The sequence below is a fragment of the Labrenzia sp. THAF35 genome, assembly GCF_009363595.1.
In the GTDB taxonomy this organism is placed as follows: Bacteria; Pseudomonadota; Alphaproteobacteria; order Rhizobiales; family Stappiaceae; genus Roseibium; species Roseibium algicola.
This window is the reverse complement of the sequence record NZ_CP045382.1, coordinates 42,516-69,071: the sequence shown is the minus strand read 5'-3', so window position 1 is coordinate 69,071 and position 26,556 is coordinate 42,516. Positions and strand designations below refer to the sequence as shown.

26 protein-coding genes and 1 pseudogene are annotated in these 26,556 nt (G+C 56.9%); 20 read left to right on the top strand and 7 right to left on the bottom strand.

Annotated features, from left to right (window positions below):
• Nucleotides 1-43: 43 nt before the first annotated feature.
• Nucleotides 44-1,807 carry an arsenical pump-driving ATPase gene (gene arsA, locus FIU93_RS30535; RefSeq protein WP_152508035.1) on the bottom strand — a complete coding sequence of 588 codons (1,764 nt, stop codon included), beginning with the start codon at nt 1,805-1,807 and terminating at the stop codon, nt 44-46.
• On the opposite strand from arsA, the gene FIU93_RS31825 reads away from it, so the two are divergent.
• The 5 genes from FIU93_RS31825 to FIU93_RS30515 all read left to right on the top strand — a co-directional run bounded on the left by FIU93_RS31825 (nt 1,806) and on the right by FIU93_RS30515 (nt 4,527).
• A complete protein-coding gene (locus FIU93_RS31825; RefSeq protein WP_267479141.1) occupies nt 1,806-1,931 on the top strand; it encodes a hypothetical protein in 126 nt (41 codons plus the stop codon). The genes arsA and FIU93_RS31825 overlap by 2 nt on opposite strands.
• Nucleotides 1,932-2,021: 90 nt before the next feature.
• Nucleotides 2,022-3,119 carry a Fic family protein gene (locus tag FIU93_RS30530; RefSeq protein WP_152508034.1) on the top strand — a complete coding sequence of 366 codons (1,098 nt, stop codon included), beginning with the start codon at nt 2,022-2,024 and terminating at the stop codon, nt 3,117-3,119.
• Nucleotides 3,120-3,251: 132 nt separating this feature from the next.
• Complete coding sequence (locus tag FIU93_RS30525; protein ID WP_074556315.1) at nt 3,252-3,599, top strand: transposase; 348 nt, start codon at nt 3,252-3,254, stop codon at nt 3,597-3,599.
• The gene (gene tnpB / locus FIU93_RS30520) at nt 3,596-3,943 is read left to right on the top strand and encodes an IS66 family insertion sequence element accessory protein TnpB (protein WP_152508033.1); all 348 of its coding nucleotides are present in this window, start codon (nt 3,596-3,598) and stop codon (nt 3,941-3,943) included. Before FIU93_RS30525 ends, tnpB begins: the two co-directional genes overlap by 4 nt.
• Before the next feature lie 59 nt (nt 3,944-4,002).
• Nucleotides 4,003-4,527 (top strand): IS66 family transposase zinc-finger binding domain-containing protein, encoded by a 525-nt coding sequence (locus FIU93_RS30515; protein WP_152508032.1) that lies wholly within the window; start codon nt 4,003-4,005, stop codon nt 4,525-4,527.
• Here the strand turns inward: FIU93_RS30515 and FIU93_RS30510 are convergent.
• The 3 genes from FIU93_RS30510 to repC all read right to left on the bottom strand — a co-directional run bounded on the left by FIU93_RS30510 (nt 4,517) and on the right by repC (nt 7,080).
• Nucleotides 4,517-5,035: a thermonuclease family protein gene (locus FIU93_RS30510; protein WP_077294832.1), complete on the bottom strand. Its 519-nt coding sequence runs from the start codon at nt 5,033-5,035 to the stop codon at nt 4,517-4,519. The genes FIU93_RS30515 and FIU93_RS30510 overlap by 11 nt on opposite strands.
• Nucleotides 5,036-5,194: 159 nt before the next feature.
• Nucleotides 5,195-5,731 carry an Rrf2 family transcriptional regulator gene (locus FIU93_RS30505; RefSeq protein ID WP_077294835.1) on the bottom strand — a complete coding sequence of 179 codons (537 nt, stop codon included), beginning with the start codon at nt 5,729-5,731 and terminating at the stop codon, nt 5,195-5,197.
• A gap of 5 nt (nt 5,732-5,736) precedes the next feature.
• The gene (gene repC / locus FIU93_RS30500) at nt 5,737-7,080 is read right to left on the bottom strand and encodes a plasmid replication protein RepC (protein WP_152508030.1); all 1,344 of its coding nucleotides are present in this window, start codon (nt 7,078-7,080) and stop codon (nt 5,737-5,739) included.
• Nucleotides 7,081-7,728: 648 nt separating this feature from the next.
• Between repC and trbB the strand changes: the two genes are divergently transcribed.
• From trbB to trbI, 11 genes are all read left to right on the top strand, one after another.
• Nucleotides 7,729-8,742 carry a P-type conjugative transfer ATPase TrbB gene (gene trbB, locus FIU93_RS30495; protein WP_152508029.1) on the top strand — a complete coding sequence of 338 codons (1,014 nt, stop codon included), beginning with the start codon at nt 7,729-7,731 and terminating at the stop codon, nt 8,740-8,742.
• Entirely contained in the window at nt 8,732-9,091 is a 360-nt protein-coding gene (locus FIU93_RS30490; RefSeq protein ID WP_152508028.1) for a TrbC/VirB2 family protein, read from the top strand. The genes trbB and FIU93_RS30490 overlap by 11 nt, the downstream gene beginning before the upstream one ends.
• Nucleotides 9,084-9,380 (top strand): conjugal transfer protein TrbD, encoded by a 297-nt coding sequence (locus tag FIU93_RS30485; protein WP_077294672.1) that lies wholly within the window; start codon nt 9,084-9,086, stop codon nt 9,378-9,380. The genes FIU93_RS30490 and FIU93_RS30485 overlap by 8 nt, the downstream gene beginning before the upstream one ends.
• 2 nt (nt 9,381-9,382) lie before the next feature.
• Nucleotides 9,383-11,830, top strand: a complete 2,448-nt coding sequence (locus tag FIU93_RS30480; RefSeq protein WP_152508027.1) for a conjugal transfer protein TrbE — start codon at nt 9,383-9,385, stop codon at nt 11,828-11,830.
• The gene (gene trbJ / locus FIU93_RS30475) at nt 11,808-12,602 is read left to right on the top strand and encodes a P-type conjugative transfer protein TrbJ (RefSeq protein WP_152508026.1); all 795 of its coding nucleotides are present in this window, start codon (nt 11,808-11,810) and stop codon (nt 12,600-12,602) included. Before FIU93_RS30480 ends, trbJ begins: the two co-directional genes overlap by 23 nt.
• A 4-nt stretch (nt 12,603-12,606) precedes the next feature.
• On the top strand, nt 12,607-12,849 hold the full coding sequence (locus FIU93_RS30470; protein ID WP_152508025.1) for a hypothetical protein: 243 nt from the start codon (nt 12,607-12,609) through the stop codon (nt 12,847-12,849).
• Nucleotides 12,850-12,869: 20 nt separating this feature from the next.
• A complete protein-coding gene (trbL, locus tag FIU93_RS30465) occupies nt 12,870-14,087 on the top strand; it encodes a P-type conjugative transfer protein TrbL (RefSeq protein WP_152508024.1) in 1,218 nt (405 codons plus the stop codon).
• A gap of 15 nt (nt 14,088-14,102) precedes the next feature.
• Nucleotides 14,103-14,765 (top strand): conjugal transfer protein TrbF, encoded by a 663-nt coding sequence (gene trbF / locus FIU93_RS30460; RefSeq protein WP_062492203.1) that lies wholly within the window; start codon nt 14,103-14,105, stop codon nt 14,763-14,765.
• A gap of 65 nt (nt 14,766-14,830) precedes the next feature.
• Nucleotides 14,831-15,628 (top strand): P-type conjugative transfer protein TrbG, encoded by a 798-nt coding sequence (gene trbG / locus FIU93_RS30455; protein WP_228866879.1) that lies wholly within the window; start codon nt 14,831-14,833, stop codon nt 15,626-15,628.
• Between the two features lie 2 nt (nt 15,629-15,630).
• On the top strand, nt 15,631-16,095 hold the full coding sequence (locus FIU93_RS30450) for a conjugal transfer protein TrbH (RefSeq protein ID WP_209171762.1): 465 nt from the start codon (nt 15,631-15,633) through the stop codon (nt 16,093-16,095).
• 12 nt (nt 16,096-16,107) lie between these two features.
• The gene (gene trbI, locus FIU93_RS30445) at nt 16,108-17,451 is read left to right on the top strand and encodes an IncP-type conjugal transfer protein TrbI (RefSeq protein ID WP_152508021.1); all 1,344 of its coding nucleotides are present in this window, start codon (nt 16,108-16,110) and stop codon (nt 17,449-17,451) included.
• A gap of 285 nt (nt 17,452-17,736) precedes the next feature.
• Here the strand turns inward: trbI and FIU93_RS30440 are convergent, their stop codons facing one another.
• The 3 genes and pseudogenes from FIU93_RS30440 to FIU93_RS30430 all read right to left on the bottom strand — a co-directional run bounded on the left by FIU93_RS30440 (nt 17,737) and on the right by FIU93_RS30430 (nt 21,792).
• Nucleotides 17,737-18,216 carry a hypothetical protein gene (locus tag FIU93_RS30440; protein WP_152508020.1) on the bottom strand — a complete coding sequence of 160 codons (480 nt, stop codon included), beginning with the start codon at nt 18,214-18,216 and terminating at the stop codon, nt 17,737-17,739.
• Between the two features lie 187 nt (nt 18,217-18,403).
• Nucleotides 18,404-20,188 (bottom strand): HAMP domain-containing methyl-accepting chemotaxis protein, encoded by a 1,785-nt coding sequence (locus tag FIU93_RS30435; protein WP_152508019.1) that lies wholly within the window; start codon nt 20,186-20,188, stop codon nt 18,404-18,406.
• A gap of 688 nt (nt 20,189-20,876) precedes the next feature.
• A pseudogene (locus FIU93_RS30430) lies at nt 20,877-21,792 on the bottom strand (DMT family transporter).
• Between the two features lie 426 nt (nt 21,793-22,218).
• Between FIU93_RS30430 and FIU93_RS30425 the strand changes: the two are divergent.
• The 4 genes from FIU93_RS30425 to FIU93_RS30410 all read left to right on the top strand — a co-directional run bounded on the left by FIU93_RS30425 (nt 22,219) and on the right by FIU93_RS30410 (nt 26,416).
• Nucleotides 22,219-23,214: an IS30 family transposase gene (locus tag FIU93_RS30425; RefSeq protein WP_077294751.1), complete on the top strand. Its 996-nt coding sequence runs from the start codon at nt 22,219-22,221 to the stop codon at nt 23,212-23,214.
• 182 nt (nt 23,215-23,396) lie between these two features.
• A complete protein-coding gene (locus FIU93_RS30420; protein WP_152508018.1) occupies nt 23,397-24,821 on the top strand; it encodes an ISNCY family transposase in 1,425 nt (474 codons plus the stop codon).
• A 341-nt stretch (nt 24,822-25,162) separates the two neighbouring features.
• Nucleotides 25,163-25,543, top strand: a complete 381-nt coding sequence (locus FIU93_RS30415) for a YkvA family protein (RefSeq protein ID WP_152508017.1) — start codon at nt 25,163-25,165, stop codon at nt 25,541-25,543.
• Between the two features lie 27 nt (nt 25,544-25,570).
• Complete coding sequence (locus tag FIU93_RS30410) at nt 25,571-26,416, top strand: DUF1194 domain-containing protein (protein WP_152508016.1); 846 nt, start codon at nt 25,571-25,573, stop codon at nt 26,414-26,416.
• Nucleotides 26,417-26,556: the final 140 nt, after the last annotated feature.

The following is a 26,556-nucleotide window of genomic DNA, read 5'->3' as shown; positions in this document are numbered from 1 at the left end:
TGCGGCAGTCGGATCGGACCTCTGGACCGCCGCAAGCTATGCCTCAGCTCAGCTTTCCGAGCGCATCTATCCCGACAAGGGGCGCAGGCGAGAAAGGCAACAGATACACCCGCCGTGCCAACCCGTCTTTCACCCGGGCAATCTGCCGGGCCTCGCCCGCGATCCGGCGCAGCAGGAGCGGGTGCTGCGTGCCCGATGCCGCCATGGCGCGGTTGATCACCCAGGCGTATGGTTCGATCCTCGCGCGGCGCAGGTCCTCCTGCAGGGCGGCCGCTTCCGACACCGGTGTGGTTTCGGGCAGCGTGACCAGGATGACCCGCGTGTAGTCCGGATCCTGCAGACGCATCAGCGGTGTCGTCACCTTCCCCGGCGCATCTGGTGCCAGATGCCGCGTCATCTGCCGGTGATAGGCGCCCGTCGCATCCAGCAGAAGAAGGGTATGCCCGGTCGGCGCGGTGTCCATCACGACAAAGGCGCTCCGCGCCTCCGCCACCGTGCGGGAAAAGGCATGAAAGACCGCCACTTCCTCGGTACAGGGTGAGGCCAGATCCTCGAGCAGCAACGCCCGCCCCTGTTCATCCAGATCCCGGCCCTTGCTGGACATGATCTTGTCGACATAGCGCTTCGTCTCGGCCTCGGGGTCGATGCGGTCGACGGTGAGACCGGGCATGGTGCCATCCACCACGAAGGCGACATGCGCGGCAGGGTCCGTGGTGGTCAGGTGAACCGCGTGCCCCCGTTTGGCCAGCCCCACGGCAATGGCCGCAGCGATCGTGGTCTTGCCGACACCGCCCTTGCCCATCACCATGATCAATCCGTGCCCTGTTGCGGCCAGGCCATCCACCAGCGCGCTCAGCCCCTCGAGAGGCGGGACCTGCGCGACCGGCACGGTCGGTGCTGCGTGCTGCTCGCTCTCGGGCGCGAGAAGCGCCCGCAGGGTGTCGAGCCCGACCATGTCATAGGGCCGGAGCGGAACCTCGAACCTTGGCAAGGCCGCAAGGTCCTGCGGCATGCGGCCCACGACATCGGCCTGGTCCGCGGCCAGCCGCGCGGCGACGGGATCGGCGCCCACGGGCACTTGCAGGACGCCGTTGATCGCAAGCAGCTGGTTGGCAAGCCCCAGCTCCCGCAGTTCGGCCGAGGTGCGGGCGGCTTCGCGGATCGCGCCTGCATCCGGGCGCGTCATAAGCACGATGCTGGTCCGGCCTGCGTCCCCGAGGGCTGCGAGCGCCGCGCGGAACCGGTCTTCCTGCATCTTCAGGCCCGAATGCGGGCCAAGGCAGGAAGCGCCACGGTCGTTGTCCTTCAGAAAACCCGTCCAGGCCTTCGGCAGGCTCAGGAGCCGCAGGGTATGCCCGGTTGGTGCGGTATCGAAGATCACATGATCGAAACCCTGTCCGTCCTCCAGCAGCAGACCCACGAACTCGTCGAATGCCGCGATCTCGGTGGTGCAGGCGCCCGAAAGCTGTTCTCGGACGGTGGACCGCTCGGTCTCGGTCGAGGCAGGGCCCATCTGGTCGAGAACGCGCCGCCGGTAGTCATCCGCCGCCCGTTCCGGATCTACGTTCAGGGCGCTGAGGTTCGCCGTGCCGGGAACCGGCGTTGGCAGCGGACCAAGCGGAACGCCCAGCATCTCGTCAAGGTTGGAGGCCGGATCTGTGCTGACCAGAAGAACCCTTTTGCCGCTGTCCGCCAAGCGAAGGGCGATGGCGCAGCTGAGCGACGTCTTTCCCACCCCGCCCTTTCCGGTGAAGAATAGAAACCTTGGCGGCGACAAAAGGTTCGGCAGGATGGAATCGGCATGCATGATGGTGTCTCCGGTTGGCGGCATCATCGCCGGAAACCGCTTCGGTGCGCCAGATCAGATGAGCCGCGTCGATGTGCAGGGACGCGTCATGCGCCAAGCCCCGGTCAACGGTTGCGGAGAATAGGCTCGCTATTCTACGCATACCTTGCGGCGTTTGTTCTTGCGCTTGCGGAGAATACGACCCACAATCACCGCGCATTATGCGGAGATCGGGATGTACATCTGGGAGCAACCAGACTGGCCGAAGCTGTCTTGGAAGGATGGCAGCATTGCTGCGCCCCTGGCTACAGTCCGTCACGACCAGGGGCGACTGATCGGTCGGATGCAGGCGCTGGGCTTCAAGCTGCGCGAAGAGGCGGTCCTGCAGACGCTGACGCAGGACGTCGTCAAGACAAGCGAGATCGAGGGCGAGCAGCTGGATGCCACACAGGTGCGGTCATCCCTCGCCCGACGGCTTGGCATCGACATCGGCGCCCTGCCCCCGACCGATCGCAATGTGGAAGGCATCGTCGAGGTGATGCTGGACGCGACGCGGAACTTTCAGGCCCCGCTCACCGCCGAGCGCCTTTTCGGATGGCATGCGGCTTTGTTTCCCACCGGCCGCAGCGGCATGACGAAGATCATCGTCGGGGACTGGCGCGATGACAGTACCGGCCCGATGCAGGTTGTTTCCGGGCCATATGGCCGGGAGAAGGTTCACTACTCGGCCCCACCCGCACCGCGGGTCGCGGCGGAGATGGAAGCCTTCCTCACATGGTTCAACGCACCCCTGACCACCGACCCGGTGATCAAGGCGGCGCTAGCGCATCTGTGGTTCGTGACGATCCACCCCTTCGAGGACGGCAACGGCCGCATCGCCCGCGCCATTGCTGACCTGGCGCTTGCCCGGTCGGAGGGAAGCTCGCAGCGGTTCTACAGCATGTCCGCGCAGATCAGGGCCGATAGGAACGCCTACTACGACCAGCTCGAGCGCACCCAGAAAGGCGGCACGGACGTCACGTTGTGGATCCTGTGGTTCCTCGACTGCCTCGGCCGCGCGATTCACGGTGCCGATGGCGTCTTGGCGGCGGTCGTCGCCAAGGGGCAGTTCTGGGAGCGCGCAGCGGCACTGCCGCTGAACGAACGCCAGATCAAGGTACTGAACCGCCTGCTCGATGGGTTCGAAGGCAAGATGACCTCGTCGAATTGGGCGGTGATCGCCAAGTGCTCGCAGGATACGGCGAACCGTGACATCGCGGCTCTACTGGACCTCGGTCTGCTCCGGAAGGGCGAAGGCGGCGGGCGCAACACGCATTACGAGTTGGTGCTGTGAGGGTCGTGACGACGACTATCCGCACCGGCCATGGGGGCCTCTGCAGTAACCGTCCGGGCTGGCCGCTCTGCCGAGGTTGGTGCGTAGAGGATAGTGTCCACTATCGGATAATGGACACTATCGGGGTGGCTTGTGACGAAGCGAAGGAAGCGGCGGGTCTGGTCTGACGACGAGAAGCGGATGATCTGCGGGCAGACGCGCGTGCCCGGTGTATCGGTGAGTCAGGTTGCCCGGCGCTATGACGTGAATGCCAACCTGGTCTTTGCCTGGTTGCGCGATCCGCGGTTTGCAGATGCCGACGCGGCCGATATCGCGCGCTTTCTGCCAGTGGAGATCGTCGCGGAGGGTAAGGTGCCTGTGGCCGCACCCGTTCCCGACAACTGCATCGAGATCGAGTTGGCTGGCGGTCACCGGATGCGCATCAGCGGCAGCTACGACCCGGAATCTCTGGCCCGCCTGATCCGGGGACTGTCGGTTTGATCCCGGTTCCGGCCACTACGCGAGTCTGGCTGGCGGCCGGGGTGACGGACATGCGCAAGGGCTTCGCGGCTTTGGCAGCGCAGGCCGAGGCGGTGCTGAAGCAGGACCCCTTCACCGGGCACCTGTTTGTCTTCCGAGGTCGCCGGGGTGATCTGGTCAAGGTCATCTGGTGGGATGGCCAGGGGGCCTGCATGTTCCTGAAGCGACTGGAGAAGGGGCGGTTCGTCTGGCCCTCGGCCAAGGAGGGCAAGGTGGCGCTGTCGCCTGCACAGTTGTCGATGCTGCTGGAAGGGATCGACTGGCGAGCGCCACAGCGGACGTGGCAACCCTTGGCCGCGGGATAATCTGGCTGTCCTGCAAGAGAAGGATTCCCACGAGGAATACAGTGGGATAAACTTCTTGCATGCTCGATCAAACCCTGACCTTGCCGAAAGACCCCGAGGAGTTGCGCAGCTTCACCGCGCGGCTGCTGGCCGAGGTCAAGGCGCAGGCGGTACTGATCGAGAAGCTGCGCCATCAACTGGCTGGGCACCGGGCGCACCGGTTCGGGGCCTCGTCCGAGACGGCCGAGCAGCTTCAGCTCGCGCTCGAGACCAGCGAGATTGCCGCCGCGGCCATGACGGCGCGGATGAAGCTGCCGGACATCGAGGAGAGGGACAAGCCAAAGCGCCGCCCGATCCCGGACCACATCCCCCGGATGGAGGTCGAATTGACGCCGGGCGCAGATGCCTGTGCCGATTGCGGCGGGCGCTTGCGTCGGATCGGTGAGGATGTGACCGAGGAACTGGAATACGTCCCCGGTAGGTTTATCGTGAACCGCATCGTCCGGCCCCGGTTGACCTGCTCGTGCTGCGAACGCTTCGTGCAAGCCCCGCTCCCGTCGCGGCCCATCGAACGCGGCCGCCCCGGCTCCTTACTCATTGGGTAAATGACTTTCGATATGTGTGGCCGTCGAGTTTGAACGTGGACGACCAGATTCCGAGGGATTTTGAGCGGGCGATTTTTTCGAAAGACCCATATTCCGGGACAATCAGAGTACCTTCGGCCCTGGCGGCGATCGCCATACCTTCAGTCAACGCTTTTTTTGCGACATCGGACCCGTCCGGCAGGAAGCAGCGGCCAAGAACGGTTGCGTATCCGCCCGATCCTTCCTTGATGCAACGAATAGTGTAGCCGAGCGTGTTTTCCGTCAGCCAACCCGCGGCGACGGCTCCGCAAGGCCACGAAATTCCTTGATAGTGAGCGCGTTGGGTGAGGGCACACGCAGACACGCCAAAAAGTTTGACGGTGAGACCACTCTCCACGATCTGGAAACTGGATCCGTCGATAACGCTGACTTTTCCTTCGATGGAATCCGCCTGTGCACCGGCGGGCAGCAGCACGTTTAGGAGGAATATACCGAAGGCAATACACTTTTTGCGTGACATGAGTGCCATATGACAGCTCATTCTCTCGCAAACAAGTCTTCAGTAGATCAATTTGTGTGATGGTAGTGATTTGACTAGATGGTCAAGCAATTGAGTGCTTTAGAACGGATCTAGGCGCTATCCTACACGTAAGGTTGCGCAAGAACCCGTCGGCAAATATCGATAATACTATGACGCATCGGTAAGCGACCGATTTTCTTTGCGCCGCTTGCTGTACCGCTCAAGGTCACCGCTAACCAAACCGTTGCCGCTGATATATTTTTCTGCGGCTCTACGGGCGACTTTTACGTTCACGTCAGTTTGCAGGTCAGCCAAACAGAACTTGTCAAAAATGCGAATAAATTCGTGAAGCGCTTGCTGGTACATGGGCTGCACCGCGCAATGGCCTTTCATGTAACAATCGCAGCCTGCGGGATTGTCGCACTGCGCGAACTGCCAGCCACTTCGCTGCTCGCAAATCGAGATGACTTCCGAGACAAGAATGTCGCTGATCGGGCGAGAGAGGATGATGCCTCCGTACTTTCCGCTGCGGGTATCCAAGAGTCCGACCTTCGCCAAGCTCGACGTTGTTTCATTCACCGTCGATCGTTTGGTGTCGAGAACCTGACAGAGTTCGGGCGTCAAAACCCGGCGTTCTTTGTCCTCCTGAGCGTCGAGGTAGAGGAAGAGCCTGACGGCCAGGTCAGAATGGCTTGAAAGTCGCATCTACTTTAATTCCATGCGGCCGGCCCTTCCGGCCGATTGCCGTCCTTGGCCTTGTTCCAGTGGAAGAGCGATTTGGATAGGGCAAGCTGCCCGTTCTTCGCCTTCGTGATGATGCCGTTCAGATATGCGCCTGGAGACTGGATCAGTCCGGCTTCGTGTTTTTCGAAAATGAGGGCGACGGCGACCGCGGCCTGTTCTCGGCCGAGCGCAAGGGTTGCTGCGTTCCAAGTGGAATCCGCGATCAACAGGTGTCCTCTCATCACAGTTTCGACCGTGTTTATTATGTCCGCCCAGGTCGGAGTTTTGTCAGAAACCACCCATTCCTTAAATTGTGGGCAAAGCAAAAGCAAAGTTTTTGGATCCACGGGTCTTGCTGCAAGCTTTTCCGGTTGTTTTGGACCCGGGCGTCGCAAAGGCTCTTTCTCAGAGCCATTTTCATCGGCGGAGCCGATGTCAGAAGGGAACTGTTGTTCGGCGGGAGCCGAACGCCGTTTCGTGTACAATGAAGAATCTGTTTTCTGGACTGTACTCTGTATGAAGGTGCCGCTAGTGGGACCCATGGGTGCCATTTTTGATACCCTGGGGAACTTTTCTTCAGCGTTATCAACATCGCAGTCCCTATGGGAAAACTTCTCGCTCGCGGCGGCATAAGCGGTTTTGACGCGCTCCAACAGAGTTTCCAAGGCGTCGCACAGCTCGGCCAGCTCGTGGAGCGGAGTATTCGGCCGGCGCCGTTGAACGATCGCCTGAAGATTACGAGCGCATGTCTCCCAGGGACCAGCGATCTGATGGTCGGACGCGGTTTCGATGATGCTGGCAATCAGCCTGCGGGAAATCGTGAACTTGCGACTGTGCTCGCGGTGCTGAACGGCCCGTTGTTTGTCCCGCTCGAATAGATCCTCCAGTTCGGGCGTTTTCAGACCGAGAGGGGAGAGGTCGATACCGAAGGACGACGCCAGCACGATCTTGCCGTTCTGATCGCGCTTTCCGAAGCGCTGCCCTTTGGGACTGTCTTTGAAGCTGATCAGGCCCGCTTCGGCAAGCTTACGAAAATTGCGGCGGAGAGCGGACAGCTCGAAAGAACACTCGCAGACAAGGCGGGAATTATCGGGCCAGACGATTGGCCGGCTTGCCCCTGTCCAGTCCTGTTCCTGGCTGAAACTGAGGAGTTTGTTCATGAGTTCGATCGCCTGGGAATTGAGCCGCAGGAGATGGGTAACGCGGTTGAATGCGGTGACGGCGCGTCTTTTATCGACGGCAGTCTGAGTGCCCCATTCGTCGGCAAGCGACATGGCATCGTTTATGGCAGGCGTGATCTTTCGCAGCCCGGACGGCCTTGGCTTCGGCATAGGGAATATCCTTTTTTAGGCACGACTTTCCCGTGCGCCGAGGTGGCGTTTTGCGTTGACTGATTGTCCGGAGATCCCTATCCTCAGATCACATTTCAGAACTGATCTTCGAGTTGGCGCTCGAGGATTTTGAGGACAGAGCTTCCGTCGCTTCGGCTACGGGAGCTTTTTTCTTTTTAGGTTTGGCTCAATCTTCCTTTTGATACCATTTTTTTCGGTGTTGATTGATTCATCAAATTTCGCTCAAGCTAGTCTTGGAATCGCCTCCAATCAAGTTTGAAGAAGGTCTATCTAGCGTTTCTGCCGCTGCACAATTTTGAACGTGCCGCTCCACATTTTTGGACCTCCCGCTGCACACTTTTGAAACTCTCGCTGCACATTTTTAATTGTACTATCAGGGACTAGCGCGGATTTATCATCCTTGTAACCTCCATTTCGAGACACATGCAGAAGGATGGGCATCAATTCCTCATTGTAGGGTCTTTAAAAGGCTTGCAGCAGAGTCAAAAGCGATTACAACGCGACACGGAATTGTTGCAGCCAGGGCACGAACACGCGGAAAAGATTATAGATACCGTTTGATATCGCTTTATAGAGTGTTACTGAGCGGTTAAAACTCAGCCCGTTTAGACAAATCAAGGGGTGGTCATGGTGGCCGTTAAAGGTGGTGAAAGCCGCCGCAGGCTTATCGCCGGGCTGGAAGACACGCTGGGGTCTACGGTCCTGTCGGCGCTGTCGGACGAGGCCGTCGTTGAGATCATGCTCAACCCGGACGGACAGTTGTTCATCGAGCGTGTCGGCAAGGGCATGGAGCCCTCGGGCGAGATGACACCCCATGACGCCCAGATCATCATGGGCAAGGTCGCTCATGCGCTAGGTACCGAGATCACCTCTGACAAGCCGATCATTTCCGGTGAGCTGCCGATAGGCGGTCATCGTTTTGAGGGTCTTCTGCCACCGGTCGTTTCCAAGCCGTCCTTCACGATCCGCAAGAAGGCATCGCTGCTCATCCCGCTTTCCAAGTATGTCGAGGATGGCGTGATGACGGACGGCCAGACCGCCGTGATCCGCGATGCAGTTGCGGGCCGCAAGAACATTCTTGTCTCGGGCGGCACCGGCACGGGCAAAACGACCCTGACGAACGCGATCATTGGCGAAATGGTTTCCGTTGCACCGGATCACCGTCTCGTCATTCTGGAGGACACGGCGGAAATCCAGTGTGCCGCCAGGAACGCCGTGATCCTGCACACGTCCGACACCGTGGACATGCAGCGGCTCCTGAAATCGACGATGCGCTTGCGTCCCGACAGGATCATTGTCGGCGAAGTGCGTGACGGAGCGGCGCTGACGCTCCTTAAGGCATGGAACACGGGTCACCCGGGCGGCATCGCCACGGTTCACTCCGATAATGCCTATACCGCACTGACGCGGCTCGAACAGCTCATCGCGGAAGTGTCTCAGCAGCCCATGAGCCAAGTGATTGCGGAAGCTGTTGACCTGATTGTCTCAATCGAGCGCTCCCCGGAGAAGGGACGCATCGTTCGGGACATTGTGTCCGTCTCCGGCTTTCGGGACGGCACTTATGACGTCCGCTCAGCCGTTGCATCACAGTTCCTCAACAAGAATTCCAACGACAGACAAGGGACCCTTCATGTCGCGTAATTTTGTATTTCTTCTCTTTCTCGCCGGTGCAGGACTGTACCTAATTGAACCAGCCTTTGCCTCTGGTGGCGGTTCGCTTCCCTGGGAAGGTCCGCTTCAGCAGATCCAGGCCTCCATCAACGGTCCTGTCGCTGGCGCCGTTGGCCTGATCGCGGTCGCGATCGCCGGCGGCATGCTGATCTTCGGCGGCGAGCTCAACGACTTCGCCCGCCGCATGGCCTACGTGGTTCTGGTTCTCGGGATCCTTCTTGGCGCGTCCACGATCGTCGGCCTGTTCGGCTCTTCCGGCGCTTCCATCGGCATCGCTCCGGAAGGGAAAGCGGCAACCGTGGACCCGGCTCGTGACTGATGCGCCGGGCCTCAACAGAGCGCGGATCCACCGCGCTCTTTCACGCCCGACACTGTTGTTCGGGGCAGACCGGGAGCTGGTGCTCGTGACCGGTCTTGCCTCGGTCATTCTGATTTTCGTGATCCTGAAACCCTATGCCGCCGTGCTCGGCGTAGCGATCTGGATCGTGGTGGTTGGCGTGCTGCGGATGATGGCCAAGGCGGACCCGCGGATGCGCGCTGTCTATCTGCGACACGTCAGATACCGCGCTTACTACCGGCCGACATCCACGCCCTGGCGGAAATACTGAACATGGTAGCCCTCAAAAAATTCCGGCATGTCGCACCGTCCTTTTCCGACCTGCTCCCTTACGCGGCGCTGGTCGACAACGGCATTGTGCTCCTGAAGGACGGGGGCCTGATGGCCGGCTGGTATTTTGCCGGGCCGGACAGCGAAAGCTCTACTGCGTTTGAGCGGAACGAAGTCTCCAGGCAGATCAACTCGGTTCTGGCTCGCCTCGGCAACGGCTGGATGATCCAGATGGAAGCGGTTCGCATTCCCTCAACTGGATATCCGGCCAAGGAAAGCTCGCATTTTCCGGACCCGATCACTGCCTTGATCGATGACGAGCGCCGCCGACATTTCGAAGCCGGGGAGGGGCATTTCGAAAGCCAGCATGCCCTCATATTGACCTACCGACCGCCGGAGAAAAACAAGTCCAAGCTGGTGAAGTACATCTATTCGGACGAAGCCAGCCGGAACACGTCTTTTGCCTCCCGGACGCTTGAGTATTTCAAGACCACCATCCGCGAGTTCGAGCAGTACATGGCCAATGTCGTCTCGATCCGGCGCATGGAAACGCATGAAGTGCCAGAAAGAGAAGTGGGGAGGGAAGGGGAGAGGCGCGGCCGGTATGATGATCTGCTGCAGTTCGCCCGCTTCGCGCTGATCGGAGAAAACCATCCGATCAGGTTGCCGGACATTGCGATGTATCTCGACTATCTGGTGACGGCGGAATTCCATCACGGCCTCAACCCCATCATCGATGGTCGTTATGTCGGCGTGGTGGCGATCGACGGGTTTCCGGCTGAAAGCTGGCCGGGGATCCTCAACGCCCTCGATCTGATGCCGATCACCTATCGTTGGTCCAGCCGTTTCATCTTCCTGGATCCGATCGAGGCGCGAGCTGTTCTGGAAAAGACGCGCAAGAAGTGGCTTCAGAAGGTGCGGCCGCTGATGGACCAGCTCTTCAAGACAAACTCCGGATCGCTCGACCAGGATGCCATGATGATGGTCGGGGAAACCGAAGACGCGATTGCCGAGGCAAGCTCGCAGCTCGTCGCCTTCGGCCATTACACGCCTGTCATCGTGCTCTTCGACACGAACCAGGCGCGGCTTCAGGAGAAATGCGAGGCGGTGCGCCGGCTTATCCAGAACGAAGGGTTTGGCAGTCGCATCGAAACCCTGAATACGACCGAAGCGTTCCTGGGAAGCCTGCCGGGCGTTTCCTATGCCAACGTTCGCGAACCTCTGGTGAGCACGCGCAATCTCGCGGACCTGGCTCCGCTGAATTCGGTCTGGGCCGGATCGCCGGAAGCGCCGTGCCCGTTTTATCCGATTGGATGCCCGCCGCTCATGCAGGTAGCGTCCGGCTCATCGCCCTTCCGCTTCAATCTTCATGTCGGGGATTTGGGGCATACGCTGATCTTCGGACCGACAGGTTCAGGTAAATCGACGCTTCTCGCGCTGATCGTAGCTCAATTCTTTCGCTATCTGAATGCGCAGGTGTTCGTCTTCGACAAGGGCAAGTCGATGTATCCGCTCACGCTTGCCGTTGGCGCGGATCACTATGACGTCGGCAAGTCGGAGACGCTGGCCTTTGCACCGCTCTCATCCCTTGAGGACGATACCGACAAGGCGTTTGCTGCCGAGTGGCTGGAAACCCTGATCGAAATGCAGGGCGTGAAGGTTTTGCCGGAGCACCGCAACGCCATCACCACGCAGATCGACTTGATGTCGAAGTCTCAGCGCCGGTCGTTGACCGACTTCGTGTCGGGCGTCCAGAACCGGGAAATCAAGGACGCGCTGCAATATTACACTGTGGACGGCCCGATGGGCGCGCTCCTCGATGCCGAAGCGGACGGCCTGTCCCTCTCCAGGTTCCAGACCTTCGAGATCGAAGAGCTGATGAACATGGGCGACCGGAACCTGATCCCGGTCCTGCTTTATCTCTTCCGCCGGATCGAAAAACGCCTGACTGGGAACCCAAGTCTGCTCATCCTGGACGAGGCCTGGCTGATGCTTGGCCATCCGGTCTTCCGCGACAAGATCCGGGAATGGCTGAAGGTTCTGCGCAAGGCCAATTGCGCGGTGGTCCTGGCAACGCAATCGATCTCGGATGCCGATCGTTCCGGCATCATCGACGTTCTGAAGGAAAGCTGCCCGACCAAAGTTTGCCTGCCCAACGGCGAAGCCCGGGTGTCCGGAACGCGCGAATTCTACGAAAAGCTCGGCTTCAACGAACAGCAGATCGAAATCATCGCCTCGGCGATCCCGAAGCGAGAATACTACGTCACGTCCCCAGACGGTCGCCGGCTGTTCAACATGGCGCTCGGCCCGATCACACTGTCCTTCGTCGGCGCATCAGCTAAGGACGATCTCAAGCGGATCGATGAACTTCACCTCCACTACGGCGAAAAATGGCCCGCCGAATGGCTCAAGCAAAGAGGAATCGACAATGCCGAACAGCTTCTTGTCTAAATCGCTCGCCAGCGTTCTTTGTGTGATCGGCCTTGCAGGACCGGCCCATGCCGGCGGCGGCGGTATCACCGGCGCGACCGAGTTCACGCAGATCCTCAACAACAGCGAGCTCATTGCACTCGGCGGTCAGAACGCCGAGCAGATCGCCAATCAGGTGCAGCAAATCGGCAACCAGATCCAGATGATCGAAAACCAGATCTCGATCTACGAAAACATGCTGCAGAACACGTTGTCGCTGCCGATGCAGGTATGGGGCGAGGTTGAGCAAAACCTCGGTCAACTGCAGAGCCTGGTTCAAAAGGGTCAGGCCATGGCGTTCTCAATGGGCAATCTGGACGACACGCTGAAACAGCGGTTCCAGAGCTACGCGGAGTTCGCGAAGAACGGCCTGCCGGATGGGCAGTCGTTCTCGACCATGTATCAAGGCTGGTCGGATACGAACCGGGACACGATCTCCTCGACGCTGAAGGCGGCCGGATACACCTCCGATCAATTCGCGACCGAAGAGGACACCATGCGCCAGCTACGGCAGCATTCTCAGTCGGCCGAGGGACAAAAGCAGGCCCTGCAGGTTGGCCACGAGATTGCCGCTCAGCAAGTTGAACAGATGCAGAAGCTTCGCGGTCTTGTCTCACAGCAGATGACCATGATGGGGACCTGGTACCAGTCTGAACAGACGGCACGCGATCACACCAAAGCAGCCTCAGATCAGTTCTTCAAAAACCCGAACGTCTCTTCTGGGAACGGGCAAGACTTCAAACCTCAGTGGTAAACATATGACATTCAAACTTCCTATCGTTGTGTTGATCGCGCTTCTCGCGGCTGTTGCCGGTGCGGGCGCAACATACGTGATCGTACCGAAAACCGATCCCGAAGTTACCGAACTGCTGAGACGCCAAGTTGAGTTGGCGGAGGAAGCAAAAGCAAAGCGTGAAGCTTCCCAGAAGGCCGCCAAAGAATTCTTCAAGGCGCCCGATATTGAACCGGGCAGCGGGCAGGATTTCAAACCTCAGTGGTAAGTAAGTAGGGGGCTGTGACTATGGCCAGGGGAAAGTTCGGACCACTTTTGGGAACACTCGTTTTGGGAATGGTGTTCGCAAGCATATTCGCCTCGACTGGATTTGCCCAGAGCGGCGGGGCGCTGGATACTGTTCAAAACAGTTTGGCAAACGCCGCAAAGAGCTGGGAGTCCACGCTCATTAGCGGCGCAACATCTCTCTTCTGGCTGCTTGCCACGATCGAGATCGGCTTGGCGGCTGTCTGGCTAGGCGTGAACGCAGCCTCTCTGGAGGTCTGGGCGACAGAATTGGTCAAACGGATCATTTTTATCGGCTTTTTCGCATTCGTGCTGACCCAAGGCCCACAGCTAGCAAAGGACATCGTTGATAGCCTTTGGGGGATCGGAAGCGGAAGTGTCTCGGGTAAACTCTCCCCTGCCGACCTCTTCGATACAGGTTTGCAGGTCAACGGCATCCTGAATGAGCAAATTCAAAATCTGGATTGGACTGCCATTGCTCAAGCATTGATGCTTGCCGGCTCCGGCCTCATCGTTCTCCTTTGCATGGCGTTGTTTGCGGCAGTTTTGCTCTCTGTCATCGTAGAAATGTACATCGGGCTTATCGCCGGCATGATCATGCTCGGTTTGGGCGGCTCGTCCTACACTAAAGACTTTGCCGTTCGCTATCTGATCTACGCGTTCAGCATCGGCATGAAATTGATGGCCCTCAGCATCATCGCCAAGACCGGTTCAAGTCTTTTGACGAACCTGGCGGCGGATCCGACCATGACGACAACCGCATCTGGTCCCGGCATGCTGGCAGCTATTGCGTTGGCGATGTTCGCGCTTTCAATCTTCGTTCCGAACATCGTCCAGGGCGTGGTTCAAGGAGTGTCTGCCGGCAGCGGTATGGAAGTCATTAGATCCGGACAAGGGACATCCTACTACGCTGGCGCGGCATTCCGGCAAACTGCCAGCGTGGCGGGGGGAATTGCCGGAGCCGGGATCGGCGCGGCCGGATTGGCGTCGAGTTCTTATCAAGCTGGGAGAGCAGCGTCCGATGCCGGGCACTCGCCAGCCCGCAGTGTTGCGGCTGCATTTGGCACAGGCGGAAAAGCCCTAGCCTCCGCAGCCGCGGACAAGTTGACCGGAGCGCCGAGCGCTCACGGGTCTTCAACGCTAGGTCTCGCCAATCACAAGCTGAAGCAATCCCTTCCAAACAAACCAACTGGCGGCGGGTCTTCGCCCAAATCCTCCTGAGCAATAGGCACCTAGATGGCAAAACATACTCCAATCGATAATCCCTATCTTGCCGCTCGGATGGAATGGAACGAGCGCTACGGATCATACGTACGCACCGCTCGCGTTTGGCAGGGTATCGGCCTGCTCGCTATGGCGATGGCGATCATCGGCTTTGGGTTCGCGCTCTACCAGAGCACGCAAGTCAAGCTCGTTCCTTATATCGTAGAGGTGGACAAGCTCGGCACACCCGCGATCGGTGGCTTCCCTGCTCAGATTGAATACGCCGATGAGCGCGTTGTCCGTTCCATGCTCGGAGCCTGGATCACTAATTTCCGCTCTGTTACGCCGGACACGGTTGTCGCCAAAGGATACATCGACCGAGTTTACGCGATGCTGCGGCAGACGGACGTTGCCACCCAAAAGGTCAACAACTTCTACCGGACGAACTCTCCGTTCGATCGGGCGCAATCCCGCACCGTGTCAGTCGAGGTGACGAGCATCGTGCCCCTCTCCAATCAATCCTATCAGATCGACTGGACCGAGATCGAACGGGACAGGAAGGGCAAAGAGCTTCAGACGAAGCGCTGGCGCGGAGTTGCGGCCGTGACTCTATCGCCACCACAGGATGAAGCTATCATCAGGCTAAATCCAATCGGTCTTTATCTCAAGGACTTCGATTGGACCGCGCAATTGTAAGCAAATCACACGCTCAGAGAGTGAAAGTTATGTTCCAGAAAATCAGACTGCACGCGGGCGTGTGCATGTTCGTGGCTGCGGCCGCTGGCACCGTCCTACCTGTTCAAGCTTTGGCTGCCGACTACACGGCAAAGGAGCTGCGCGCCCTCGGGCTTTCAAGCGACTGGCGCAACGGCCGCGGCGTCATTACCAAAGGTCCGGACGGCAAGGTGATCTATCTCTACGGCCAGGTCCAGCCAACAGTGGTTTGCGCTCCCCTGCAGGTCTGCGACGTGGAGCTGCAGCCTGGGGAAGCCGTTCGCAACGTCATGGTCGGGGATACGGTTCGCTGGAAGGTGGATCCGGCAACATCGGGGGGACCGGGGGGAAATTCAGTTCACTTGATCATCAAGCCGACTGAACCCGGGCTTGTCACATCCATGGTGGTGACGACATCGAGGCGCACCTATCAGATCAAACTTCAAAGCGACAGTCACCGTTACATGGCCCGGGTGGGCTTCGATTACCCTGAAGACATACAGGCCAAATTCGAAGCGGCCAATCGCCAGCTTGAAGCAAGCATCATCCCCGGCGCCGGCGTCCCTGCCGAAAACCTGGACTTCAAATACCACGTTCACGGGCAAGCCCGCTGGCGGCCGACACGTGTCTATTCGGACGGCACCAAAACTTACATCCAGTTTCCCTCAGGAATGGCGTCCGGGGATGCACCGGTTCTTTACATCACCTCCGGGGGACAGAACCAGATCGTCAACTATCGCCTGAAGGGCACCCTCATGATCGTGGACTACACGATCGACCAGGCGGTGCTCGTGTCCGGTGTTGGTTACAGCCAGCAAAAAGTTCGCATCAATAGGGGAGGCTGATCATGTTGCACACTCGCCGCTCAATTCTGAAAGCCATCGGCATTTCGGCGCTGGTCACTCCCATGGCCGGCTGCATGACGCAAAGTGGCTGGTTCAACCCGACTACAAGCGTTGACGCTGCCAATCTGTCGCCTTCCGCTGCAAGCATCGTCGCCGGCGACATGGTTGCAAAACTCTCTGAACATGTCGGAGCTGGAACGGGAACCATATTCCTCAAGGCTGACAATTCCCAGTTCGGCCTTGCCCTCGAAAGCTCTCTGCGCGGATGGGGTTACGCGGTCGCCGAGGCCGACCAACAGCCATCGGGCGACACGATCATTCCCCTTGCTTACACGGTCGATTCCGATGCCGGGCAGATCTTCGTTCGCCTCACCACGCCAACCATCGAGCTGGCGAGGACTTATCAGGCAACGGCAACCGGCGCGTCTCCGACAAGTCCGGTTTCCGTTTTGACCAGAACAGTCTAGAGGCGTGCACTCATGAGCAATTCGGATTCCAATGTGCATCTGGCGGGCGACGACATTCGCGCCGACGATGAGGCTCCCAAGATTCGTCGCTTAAACCGGCTGCCGATATTTCTATTCATCGGACTCGTTGTCGTTTTCGGCGTCGTGATCATCTATGGCCTTGCGACCCGTGGCATCACGTCCGGCGGCAGCGTTGTTGAGGATGGAGGTGGATCGCCGGCGAGCGGTTTTGCGGATCAGCTCAAGGCCGGCATCAGCAACGGCGTGATCGATCCCCCAGGGCAACCAATAACGCCGGTTCGGCCGGAACCAGTTGAAGTTGCCAAACCGGAAATCGTGCAAGCGCAGAAGCCGTATAGCAATCCGTTTCAGCAGCGACCCGCCTCACCGGACGCTGTAATCGAACCGCAGGAAACGGAGATAGATTGGCGCGAAAGGATGAAGCGCCGCAACGAAGAGCAGGAAATGCAGGAGTTGCAGCGGCAACGGATGAAGCGGCTGCAATCAATTGACGCGGCTTATGACAGTCCAATCGTCGTGAATATCGATGACCTGGAGGGGCAGGGGCAAGGATCGCAGACCATCCAGGGCAATCAGACAGGAAACGGGGCCTTTACGCGCAGCCCGTCTTCTCCGGATCTTCTGTCCGCTGCCCTGCAGGCGGCGCAAGGCGGGTCTGCCAATGCGGATCCAAACGGACAATTCGGCAAACAGGACTTCTTCAATCAGGACATCTCGGAAGCCGGATATCTGGCGAACCGCGTTGTTCCGCAGCAGTCACCCTATGAATTGAAGCGTGGCTCGGTGATCCCGGCAACGCTCATCACAGGCATCAATTCGGACCTTCCCGGCCGTATCACCGGCCAGGTCAGACAGAACGTCTATGATAGCGCAACCGGCCATCTGCTTTTGATCCCTCAAGGAACCAAACTGTTCGGCCGGTATGATTCCGATGTGTCGTTCGGTCAGAAGCGCGTGCTCGTCGTCTGGACAGATATCATCTTCCCAAATGGAGCTACCTTGCAGATCGGCTCCATGGGGGGCGTTGACGGCGAAGGTTATGGCGGTTTCAAGGACAAGGTGAACAACCATTACCTGCGCACCTTTGGGTCCGCAGCGCTTCTCGCAATTATCGGAACTGGAATTGATATGGCTGTTCCGGAGAGCTCTACGCTTTCCACCCAGGACACGGCCTCAGATGCCGCCCGCCGCAACTTCGCGGAAGTGTTCGGCCGGGTGGTGGAGCGGACTATCAACAAGAACCTCGATGTCCAGCCGACACTTCAGATCCGGCCGGGATACAATTTCAATATTCTGGTCGATCAGGACATCATCTTTCCGGGATCGTATGGCTGACTATGCTGAAACACAGGAAGGCGATTGAATTAGGAAAGAGATGTTCCGATGGCTGAGGGCATGTTGGGTCGCACTCCACTCAACCGAAGGACTCCGCGCTAAGCCGGAAGAAACTCGGGTCTCAGGTCAGACGCCAAGCGGACGCCAAAAAATGGCACGCTTGCACTGGGTGCAACTATTAATGCAATTTTGATTACACAGCCTGCTCTTTGCCCACACGGCCTAGCCAAGAAAACGTTAAGGAAAAGCAGCCCCTCGACTTTGCCGAAAAGATTAAGCGCCACGCTAACAATCTAAAACATAGGATTCTGTAGTAATTTCCGTACAGACACTCACCATTCGGTCAATTACAAGGTCGATTTTATATTGAGAATTTGGCTTTTTCTCGATGGCAATGGCTCTGTTTGCTTTGGCTATGCATAGTATATCATCGTCAAGATTATTTGACATAAGAAAAACGAACATTTTTTCGGTTAAAGCGATGCTACTTAAGCGTTCAAGAGCATCTAAATCCTCTTGTCGTGTCGTGCTTATGTCAAAAAGAATTATGTCTATCTGATCTGGAGTTCCCAGCAAGGACGAAACGATTTGCAGACCGGCTTTCCCATGCGAGGCTACACGCGTTCTGAATTCGAACCTGTGACGTTCGGAATAGCGAGGTATCTCGTTGCAAAGGAGTTTGAGGTCCTCGTTGTTACCGTCAATAATCATGATGTTGAGTTTTTTCCTGCCCATTTCTACCTGCCTAAACAATCTGGAATTCATGCCGGCTTCAATTGAGTAGAATTTTTTTGTGTTTCTTAATTAAAGAAATGACATTTATTTGTCCAAACTCCAGATAAACATTTGGGGTCTAATTGTTCATTATGCTGAAACTGGTTTCGCCAATGATTATATTCAGAATTCTATTTCTTGGCCCGGAGTCGTTTTAGCTTACATGCGCCTCGTCGATTTAGGCCGACTGAATCTCTGCGAGAAAGCCGTCTACCTCTATCTTAAGTCGGGACGATTGATTTGAAAGTTCCCCTGCTGCCATTGTCACCTGGCTCGCTGCGGCCCCGGTTTCCTGTGATGCTTGAGTGACCCCGGCAATGTTTTCAGATACGGCCTGCGTTCCTGCTGCCGCTTCCGTGACGTTTTGGGCGATTTCCCGTGTTGCCATGTCCTGCTGATCCATCGCAGCAGCAATTTCAATCGACGTTTCGTTGATCTGCGAAATGATACGGCCGATATCAGTGACGGAAGCCACAGAAGTGTTAGTCTGGTCCTGAATTTCTTTAATGAGGCCGGCAATATTTTCGGTCGCCTTCGCTGTTTGACCGGCCAGGACCTTCACCTCGCTTGCGACCACTGCGAACCCTTTGCCAGCTTCGCCTGCCCGGGCAGATTCGATTGTCGCGTTCAGTGCCAAGAGGTTCGTCTGCTCCGCAATGTCCGAGATCATTGAGATCACTTCGCCGATCTTTTCAGCGGTCTCGGCAAGCTGACCGATTTGCCCCTCGGTCTTTGACACTTCGTCTACGGCTTGTTTGGAAATGTCAGTTGCTTGAGAAATACGAGAGTTGATTTCTCCGATTGAGCTAGAAAGTTCCTCGGTTGCAGAGGAAACCGTCGCCACGTTCGTCGTGGCCTCCTCGGTGGCGGCTGCCACGGATGTTGCCTGGCTGCTGGTTTCTTCTGCGATGCTGGACATCGACTGGGCCGTGGTTTGCAGTTCGGTTGACGCTGAGGACACCGTTTCCACGATGGTGCCAATATTTGCGGCAAATCGGCTGGAGGCGTCGGTCATCCTTTTCTGACGGTCTTGCTCAATCTGGCTTTGGCGCCGTTGCTCTTCTTCCAGTTCCTTTGAGCGGATCATCGTTTCCCGGAACGTTTGATAGGCTGTCGCCACGGCTCCAATTTCATCCTTGGCATGGACTTTGACGTCCATTGTGAAGTCACCCGCCGTCAAGGCGTTTATGCCTAGGACAACTTCATTCAGCGGTCGCGTGATGGCTTTTCGAATAACGAAGGAGGCGATGCCGAGCGCGGCCACGAAGACAAAAACCGCTATAGCTAGAATGGCTTTTAACGCTGTTTTTTCAGCTTCAAGCGCCTCGCGCGCCGCGTCCAAGGTGAACGATTGCAGTTCCTGCACCAGGGCTTCAAGCTCATGGTTCAAGTTGTTTTCTTCTTTTTCAATCCCTGGCAGCAGCGCAAGCGCAAGGTCTATCTCTCCAGCCTCGACCAGTTCGAAGGCTTCAAGAGCATGCTTGTCATATGCCTTGTGCTCAGCGCCTATTTGATCGAATGCCTCATAAACCATTTGAAATTCGGACTTCAGCTTTTCGGAGTGCGAGGCTTGTTCAGCGGTCATCGCCAGGTCCTGAGCTTCCAGAATTTCGCGATCAACCATCTCGGCGTATTTCAGAAAAGTCATGCGTGCCTTGTCAAAATCTGCGCGGGCTTTTGCGTGCTCCTTCATCATCACTCCGGCCCGAAAGGCTCGCTCCAGATTGATGGATTGGTCCAACTGGTGGGTAGTGATTTGAGTTACCGCACTGGTAAGCGGGATGTCTTTGTTGGCAACATTGTTGATGAGCAAGCCGATCTGGTTCAGCTGCCAAAGACCGATTGCCGCCACAAGGACTAATCCGACTAGACATATGCCCACCACAGATAAGATCTTGGTTCCAATGCCGAAAGACCTGCTGGATGCCTGGTTTCCGCTTGGTTGATTTGCCGTAATGCTCATTGTGTCCTCTCACCGAATGAAAAGTAATTCGACTAGACCGGTTTCACTTGACGTTGAAGGCCGTTTATTTGCAGCCGCCTTCAATATTTTGCTCGGTTACTAAATATCAATCTCTGAGATGCTCCAAGGGAAAGCTGAAAAGGAGCGTATTGACCCCAAGCCTCCCTGATCTCAAAAAATGCCCATAAACAATCAAATACACCAAGTGAAATTAATGAAAAATTACTTTAGGTGAATTTTGTCAGTAAAAATCAAATAAGCCGCCGTTATCACAAAAAAAGCGTGGCAGTTTTATCGTATTTAATCTTTGGATTTCAATATAAAGTTGATTGCAACCAATAATTGTGTGATTTGGTAGAGTTTTTGCACGACTTTTCTCTAGTCGCCAATGCTCTTTCGATAGGAATTGCGTAAAATGTCAACTTTTTAACATTTTTCGACAATATGCATACTTTCTTTGTTATTGCTTTCTTAACATTTAGTCTGAAGGCGGAATTACAGTTCAAATTGCCATCAACGCCTTGCCGGAGATGGGAAAAGTCACCGGCGCTTTGGATCCAACCAATCCAAGCCCACGAAACCCTGATCGTGATGCACGGCCATTGGAAGCTTGCCCGGGCAAACGGCGAGAAAGTGCCAGCGTTGGGTGATACCTGTGCGTGCCGTCAGGCCCCGATTCCCGCTGTCGCTATGGAGCGGTGATAGGCGGAGGTTTTCGTCGCTTGCCTGACAAGGCGTTCCCAGCGATGGCCACGAGGAGAACCAGGCCGCCGATCAGAGTGTTGACGCTCGCCGTTTCGCCCAGAAAGAGCCAAACCCAAAGAGGACCGAGCAGGACTTCAGCCAGAGACAACAAGGCAAGCTCTGCTGCCGGGAGGCTACGTGAGCCCAGCGTGTAGAGGATCAGACCGGCACCGACTTGCCCCCCCCATTCCCATGGAAATGAAGCCGTCATTCGGGCTCAAAACGACGGAGAGCCCGAGGCCAAAGCAGATCGCCAGGGTGATGGCGAACGCGAAGAGGCCCGAAAGGAAGACCGCCGGCAGCATCTCACCTGTTCGGCCCCATCGTAACGCCACGGTGAAGGCAGCGAAACCGAACGCCGATCCAAGGGCCGCCAGACTGCCCTTAAGGGCGACGCTGCCGGATTTGTCGGCAACCATGATCGCGATCCCTCCAATGGCAACAACAATCGCAATCCAGGTTGCAAAGCGCACACGTTCACGCAGAACGATCCATCCCAGAACAGCTGCCATAAACGGTGCTGTCGCAAAAAGCAGCATGGCATTCGCGACTGACGTGTTCTGAATTGAGTAGATCCCACCGCTATAGGCCGCAACCAGTGAAAGCCCTGCGACAACAACGGGGGAACCAATTCGGCGGATTTGAACAAAGGGGCTTTCGCCCGACCGCATTCGAATAAGAATGTAAAGAAACAGCGACATGCTGATCGACCTATACAGCAGAATCTGCCACACAACGGCATCGTCGATCATGCGAATACCAATGCCGACTGTCGACCACAGAACCCCGGCCGCAAAGACGAAAAGCACACCGTGCTTGTGGGCATCCGCACTATGAGCGCGCGTCGATATGGATGTCATTTTGGGCCATTCAAATAGGTCTTGCCCCCGCAAGTTAGCATGCCGGCCGGAGTTCTGATCTCTCTTATGCGACATTGACGCCGGATGTTGCCTGCGGTGGCCCGAGCAGAGGTTGCTGCAAGATAACGAACGGCAGATATGAGAAAGCTGCCCTGTAGCATTCAAGCAATGCATGGAAGACAGGTTTGGGCCGAAAGCGTCGAAGAGCGAACAGCGGCTTGTGTAGTTAGGTTTTTTGGGGGGCCTGGCCGTTCACGGCCCTGTCGTCCCGTTTGGCGAGCCAATCCAGCAGTAGGAAATTGACCAAATAGTCAAAAATATTCCATAATTACTATTATCGGTGCAGCCCCTATAGCAGGGTGCGCGCTATTCCCAAGTGCGACTTCTGTTTGAAACCAATAGGTTATCAAACAGGAGGATTGTGTCATGGGATCAAAATACAGCCACCTGACGCTGGAGGAGCGCCGCAAGATTGAACGCTGGCGCCAGGCGAAAGTGTCACCTTGCCGAATGGCGAAGATCCTTGGGCGGCACCGATCAACGATTTTTCGAGAATTGAAACGCAACCATTTTCAAGATGAACAGTTGCCGGACATCGTCGGCTATTTTGCTGTGGCGGCCCACCAGGAATGCGCCACGCGTCGGTCACGAAAACGAAAACTGATCAAGCATTCGGATCTGCGTCATCTTGTGACCGATCGCATCAAGGATGGCTGGACGCCGGAACAGATTGCCGGACGCATGAGATACGAAGGCGCCTCCCACCGGGTCTGCCAGGAAACGATCTACCGTTATATCTATTCGAAGGAAGGCCTTGCCCAGGAGCTGTGGTGGTACTTGCCGACACATCGAAAGTCTCGAAAGCCCAGACGAGCGAGAAAGCGCCTGCCACCCAAATTCCATCGTGACGTCAGCATCTTGTTCCGGCCAGATGCCGTGGCACATCGGCAGGAGTTCGGGCACTGGGAAGGTGATTTAATGCTGTTCAAACAGCACTTTGGTTCTGGCAACGTTACGTCCCTGGTGGAACGCGTCACCCGGTTCACCTTGCTTTTAAAGAATGACAACAGAAGAACACATTTGGTGCTTGGCAAGGTCATCGATGCGATCCGCCACCTGCCAATCCGTTCCCGAAAATCCATCACGTTCGATCGAGGAACCGAGTTTGTGGCCTGGCCGCATCTTCAAGCGGAAATCGGTACACAAACCTGGTTCTGTGATCCATCTGCCCCCTGGCAGAAAGGCACCGTGGAAAACACCAACCGACGTGCCCGACGATGGCTTCCCCGCAAACTCAATATGAGCCGGGTCACCGATCTTGAGTTGAAAGGGATCTGTGACCGGCTCAATGCGACGCCCCGGAAATGCCTTGGTTGGAAGACGCCGGCCGAAGTCTTCAGGGAGAAGATGCTGGCGCAATGAGTGAACGCCCCCTACCCTTGCAATCCGCAGAAGTCGCACTTCAAGTATCGCTCACAAGCCATTTAGTAATGCGACACTTGGGCCAGTTAGAGATGCGACACCTCCCGTCCGTCTGACGCTGGTCAATATCAACGTTGGAAGGAAGACTGGCTTCGGCACGCCTAAGCGCTGACGGAGCTGCAATGTCTTTGATCACCATGTCGCAACATGAACTAAACCGGCTGGAAGCCATCCAGAAGATCCGCGATCGAAGATTGAGTATCGTTGACGCTGCCAGGCTTCTGAGCCTCAGCCGGAGCCAGGTCCATCGGCTCTTGCAGGCTTACGAGCGTGACGGTGCCGCTGGTCTTGTTTCCGGCAAGCGTGGCCGTCCCAGCAACCGCCGTCACAGCGACGAGTTTCGCAATGCCGTCCTCGACCTGGTGCGCGAGCATTATCACGACTTCGGTCCAACCCTGGCCCGTGAGAAGCTGCTTGAGCTTCATCAGATTGCCGTCGGCAAAGAGACCTTGCGCCAATGGATGACGGAAGCTGGTATTTGGAAGTCGCGGCGCGAACGCAAGCAGCGGATCTTTCAGCCGCGCGGCCGGCGCGATTGCCTCGGTGAACTCGTCCAGATCGATGGTTCGCATCACTGGTGGCTCGAGAACCGCGGCCCCAAATGTGCCTTGCTCGTCTACATCGACGACGCGACCGGCAAGCTGCTACATCTGCGTTTTGCGTTATCCGAGAACACCTTCGACTACCTCCTGGCAACTAAGGCCTATCTGGAACAATGGGGAAAGCCGCTTGCATTCTACAGCGACAAACACGGGGTTTTCCGGACCACACATGCGTCCGAGATGGACCGGACCAGCGGGCTAACGCAATTTGGCCGCGCTCTTTACGAGCTTAACATCGACATCGTCTGCGCCAACACCCCGCAAGCCAAAGGCCGGGTCGAGCGCGCCAACAGAACTCTTCAGGACCGGCTGGTGAAGGAATTGCGTTTGCGCGGTATCAACACGCTTGAAGAGGCCAACGCTTTCGCTCCGGAATTCATCGCGGATTTTAACCACCGTTTTGGCAAGGAGCCGCGCAATCCGAAGGACATGCATCGCCCCTTGGCCGATCATGAGAACCTGGATGGCGCCATGTGCCGGAAGGAGATCCGCACGGTGTCACAGGCTCTGACGCTACGCTATGAGAAGGTGATTTTCATTCTGGATCCGACGGATTACGCCAAGATACTGCCCCGCCAGAAGGTGATCGTCTGCGACTATCCCGACGGCCGCCTGGAGATCATGCACGAGGGCACCCTTCTCCCGTACAGAACATTCGATACCTTGCGGTCAATTCACAGAACCAGGGTTGTTGAGAACAAGCGGTTGGACGACATTCTGTCGGTTGTGGCCGAGATGCAGGAAGGCCGGGAGCAGCACCGGCGTCGGCATGGCCCCTCTCGTGCCGGTCAGAAGGACCACATGTTCGGCATCCCGGACGGCAGCGTGAGCAACGGCTATCAGAAGCGTGGCCGCAAGCCCGGACGCCGATCGGATTTCATGAATGATCCGGAAGTGAATGCTAGAAGGAAGAAGGCGCTGGCGAGGATAGAAGCGGCGGAGTGATCGGCCAATATCGGTCCCATCCTCTAAGTGATGCTACGCGCAGCTGGATATTGCAATGCACTATTTTCTGTATTGAGCACAGGTGGACAACCGCCCCAGCCGGGCGCAGAAAACGGGACGGCCTGGTATCTTCGTTGAGATTTTCATTCAGTTTCAGCTGGATCGTCTTTGCTATGAATAAGCTTCGAAAGTCTTGCACTGGTCCTGATCGTCCTCGTTAGTCCAGTCGGCGCGCAGTTGAGATATTGGTCAACTCGCAATATGGATGATGAACGCATAATCAGCTATCTGAATAATATGGATGCGCTCGTTCAGAAAGCACAGGCGAGCAAGAATACCGAATGAGCTGGAACCTTCGCGATTGGGCACGGATCATAAAGCGCGACGTCGCTGCTCTTTGCAGCGCGAGCCGAGATCCGCGTGTTCCGTGGTACGCGAAGGCCCTCGCCATTGTCGTTGCTGGCTATGCCCTTTCCCCCATTGACCTAATCCCCGACTTCATACCCGTACTTGGTTACCTGGATGATGTCGTGCTTCTGCCGCTCGGTATTTATTTCGTCATTAAGCTCATTCCACCCGAGATCATGGCGGAGCACCGGGAACTAGCAGCCGCTGCCGCCGAACGACCGGTTAGCCGTATCGCTGCCGCGATTATCATCGCATGCTGGGTTGTGGCATTTGCTCTTACGATTTGGTTCTTGCACGGTTACTTTTCCACATAGCATTCAGACACAGCTTGGAGCATCGCTATGACCGACCGCGCCAGAGGAACAGCCGCCAGAAAAGAAAAGCAAAAACACCGCCTCTATCAGGCGCGAACAGCCGCATTAACCGTTGCCCTAGGTGCAGTCCTGTCTGTCCAGTCACAGAGGGCTCAATCAGAACCAATTCCGGTGGATGTGCAATTGGTTTTGGCGGTGGACGTATCGAGTTCGATGAGCCGTGAAGAGCTCGAAATCCAGCGCTCGGGATATGTCGCTGCGATTAAAGACCCGCTTTTTGTAACAGCGATCCAACTTGGAGCGACCGGCAGGATTGCCGTTGCCTATGTGGAATGGGCCGGACCCGACTTTCAAGTTCTCACTATGCCATGGCAGATAATCGACAATTCGGAAACAGCGCAGCGCTTCGCAGATGACCTTGCGGCCAAGCCGCTGACAGGAGGAACCGACACTTCCATTTCCAAAGCATTGCTTTTTTCGGCATCGCTCCTCTCGAAATCGTCCTATCAGGCCATGCGCAAAGTCATCGATGTTTCCGGCGACGGGCCGAATACTACTGGGCCATACATCGTGCCAACTCGTGACGCCGTGATCGCTGAGGGGATTACGATCAACGCGCTGCCTTTGCTTCTCAATCCCGCTCCGTCGGAGATATCCGGTGAGGTGGAACTCATGCGCTATTTTGAGAGCTGTGTTATTGGCGGTCCTGGCGCATTCGCCTTTCCAGTTCGCAACACGGACGGTCTCGTTGCAGGGATTAAGCGCAAGCTCATTTTGGAAGTCGCTTCGGCCGGACCACATTTAGTGACCGTTTCGGCATCAGATTGGACTTCAGCCGATTGCAGAGTTGGGCAAAGAGAATTCTACGAATGAACTCAAATCGTTCATTCCAAGATGCTATGCACCTTCAAAATCTTTCAAGATGGCCCGCATTACGAGTTCGGGCTGACAAAGTCCGAATAGGTCCTCAATCACCCGCCCCCTCACCTCCCTTGCAACCCGGCCCAGCCGGT

Excerpts from the sequence above, each read along its gene's own strand:
- FIU93_RS30435 (WP_152508019.1), bottom strand. The coding sequence starts at position 20,188 with ATGAGCATTACGGCAAATCAACCAAGCGGAAACCAGGCATCCAGCAGG.
- trbL (WP_152508024.1), top strand. The coding sequence starts at position 12,870 with ATGGCCAGGGGAAAGTTCGGACCACTTTTGGGAACACTCGTTTTGGGA.
- FIU93_RS30530 (WP_152508034.1), top strand. The coding sequence starts at position 2,022 with ATGTACATCTGGGAGCAACCAGACTGGCCGAAGCTGTCTTGGAAGGAT.
- trbG (WP_228866879.1), top strand. The coding sequence starts at position 14,831 with ATGTTCGTGGCTGCGGCCGCTGGCACCGTCCTACCTGTTCAAGCTTTG.
- FIU93_RS30515 (WP_152508032.1), top strand. The coding sequence starts at position 4,003 with ATGCTCGATCAAACCCTGACCTTGCCGAAAGACCCCGAGGAGTTGCGC.
- trbB (WP_152508029.1), top strand. The coding sequence starts at position 7,729 with ATGGTGGCCGTTAAAGGTGGTGAAAGCCGCCGCAGGCTTATCGCCGGG.
- FIU93_RS30410 (WP_152508016.1), top strand. The coding sequence starts at position 25,571 with ATGACCGACCGCGCCAGAGGAACAGCCGCCAGAAAAGAAAAGCAAAAA.
- FIU93_RS30505 (WP_077294835.1), bottom strand. The coding sequence starts at position 5,731 with ATGCGACTTTCAAGCCATTCTGACCTGGCCGTCAGGCTCTTCCTCTAC.
- FIU93_RS30440 (WP_152508020.1), bottom strand. The coding sequence starts at position 18,216 with ATGAATTCCAGATTGTTTAGGCAGGTAGAAATGGGCAGGAAAAAACTC.
- trbJ (WP_152508026.1), top strand. The coding sequence starts at position 11,808 with ATGCCGAACAGCTTCTTGTCTAAATCGCTCGCCAGCGTTCTTTGTGTG.
- trbF (WP_062492203.1), top strand. The coding sequence starts at position 14,103 with ATGGCAAAACATACTCCAATCGATAATCCCTATCTTGCCGCTCGGATG.
- trbI (WP_152508021.1), top strand. The coding sequence starts at position 16,108 with ATGAGCAATTCGGATTCCAATGTGCATCTGGCGGGCGACGACATTCGC.
- FIU93_RS30480 (WP_152508027.1), top strand. The coding sequence starts at position 9,383 with ATGGTAGCCCTCAAAAAATTCCGGCATGTCGCACCGTCCTTTTCCGAC.
- FIU93_RS30490 (WP_152508028.1), top strand. The coding sequence starts at position 8,732 with ATGTCGCGTAATTTTGTATTTCTTCTCTTTCTCGCCGGTGCAGGACTG.
- arsA (WP_152508035.1), bottom strand. The coding sequence starts at position 1,807 with ATGCATGCCGATTCCATCCTGCCGAACCTTTTGTCGCCGCCAAGGTTT.
- FIU93_RS30415 (WP_152508017.1), top strand. The coding sequence starts at position 25,163 with ATGAGCTGGAACCTTCGCGATTGGGCACGGATCATAAAGCGCGACGTC.
- FIU93_RS30420 (WP_152508018.1), top strand. The coding sequence starts at position 23,397 with ATGTCTTTGATCACCATGTCGCAACATGAACTAAACCGGCTGGAAGCC.
- FIU93_RS31825 (WP_267479141.1), top strand. The coding sequence starts at position 1,806 with ATGATGGTGTCTCCGGTTGGCGGCATCATCGCCGGAAACCGCTTCGGT.
- FIU93_RS30510 (WP_077294832.1), bottom strand. The coding sequence starts at position 5,035 with ATGGCACTCATGTCACGCAAAAAGTGTATTGCCTTCGGTATATTCCTC.
- FIU93_RS30425 (WP_077294751.1), top strand. The coding sequence starts at position 22,219 with ATGGGATCAAAATACAGCCACCTGACGCTGGAGGAGCGCCGCAAGATT.
- repC (WP_152508030.1), bottom strand. The coding sequence starts at position 7,080 with ATGCCGAAGCCAAGGCCGTCCGGGCTGCGAAAGATCACGCCTGCCATA.
- FIU93_RS30470 (WP_152508025.1), top strand. The coding sequence starts at position 12,607 with ATGACATTCAAACTTCCTATCGTTGTGTTGATCGCGCTTCTCGCGGCT.
- FIU93_RS30450 (WP_209171762.1), top strand. The coding sequence starts at position 15,631 with ATGTTGCACACTCGCCGCTCAATTCTGAAAGCCATCGGCATTTCGGCG.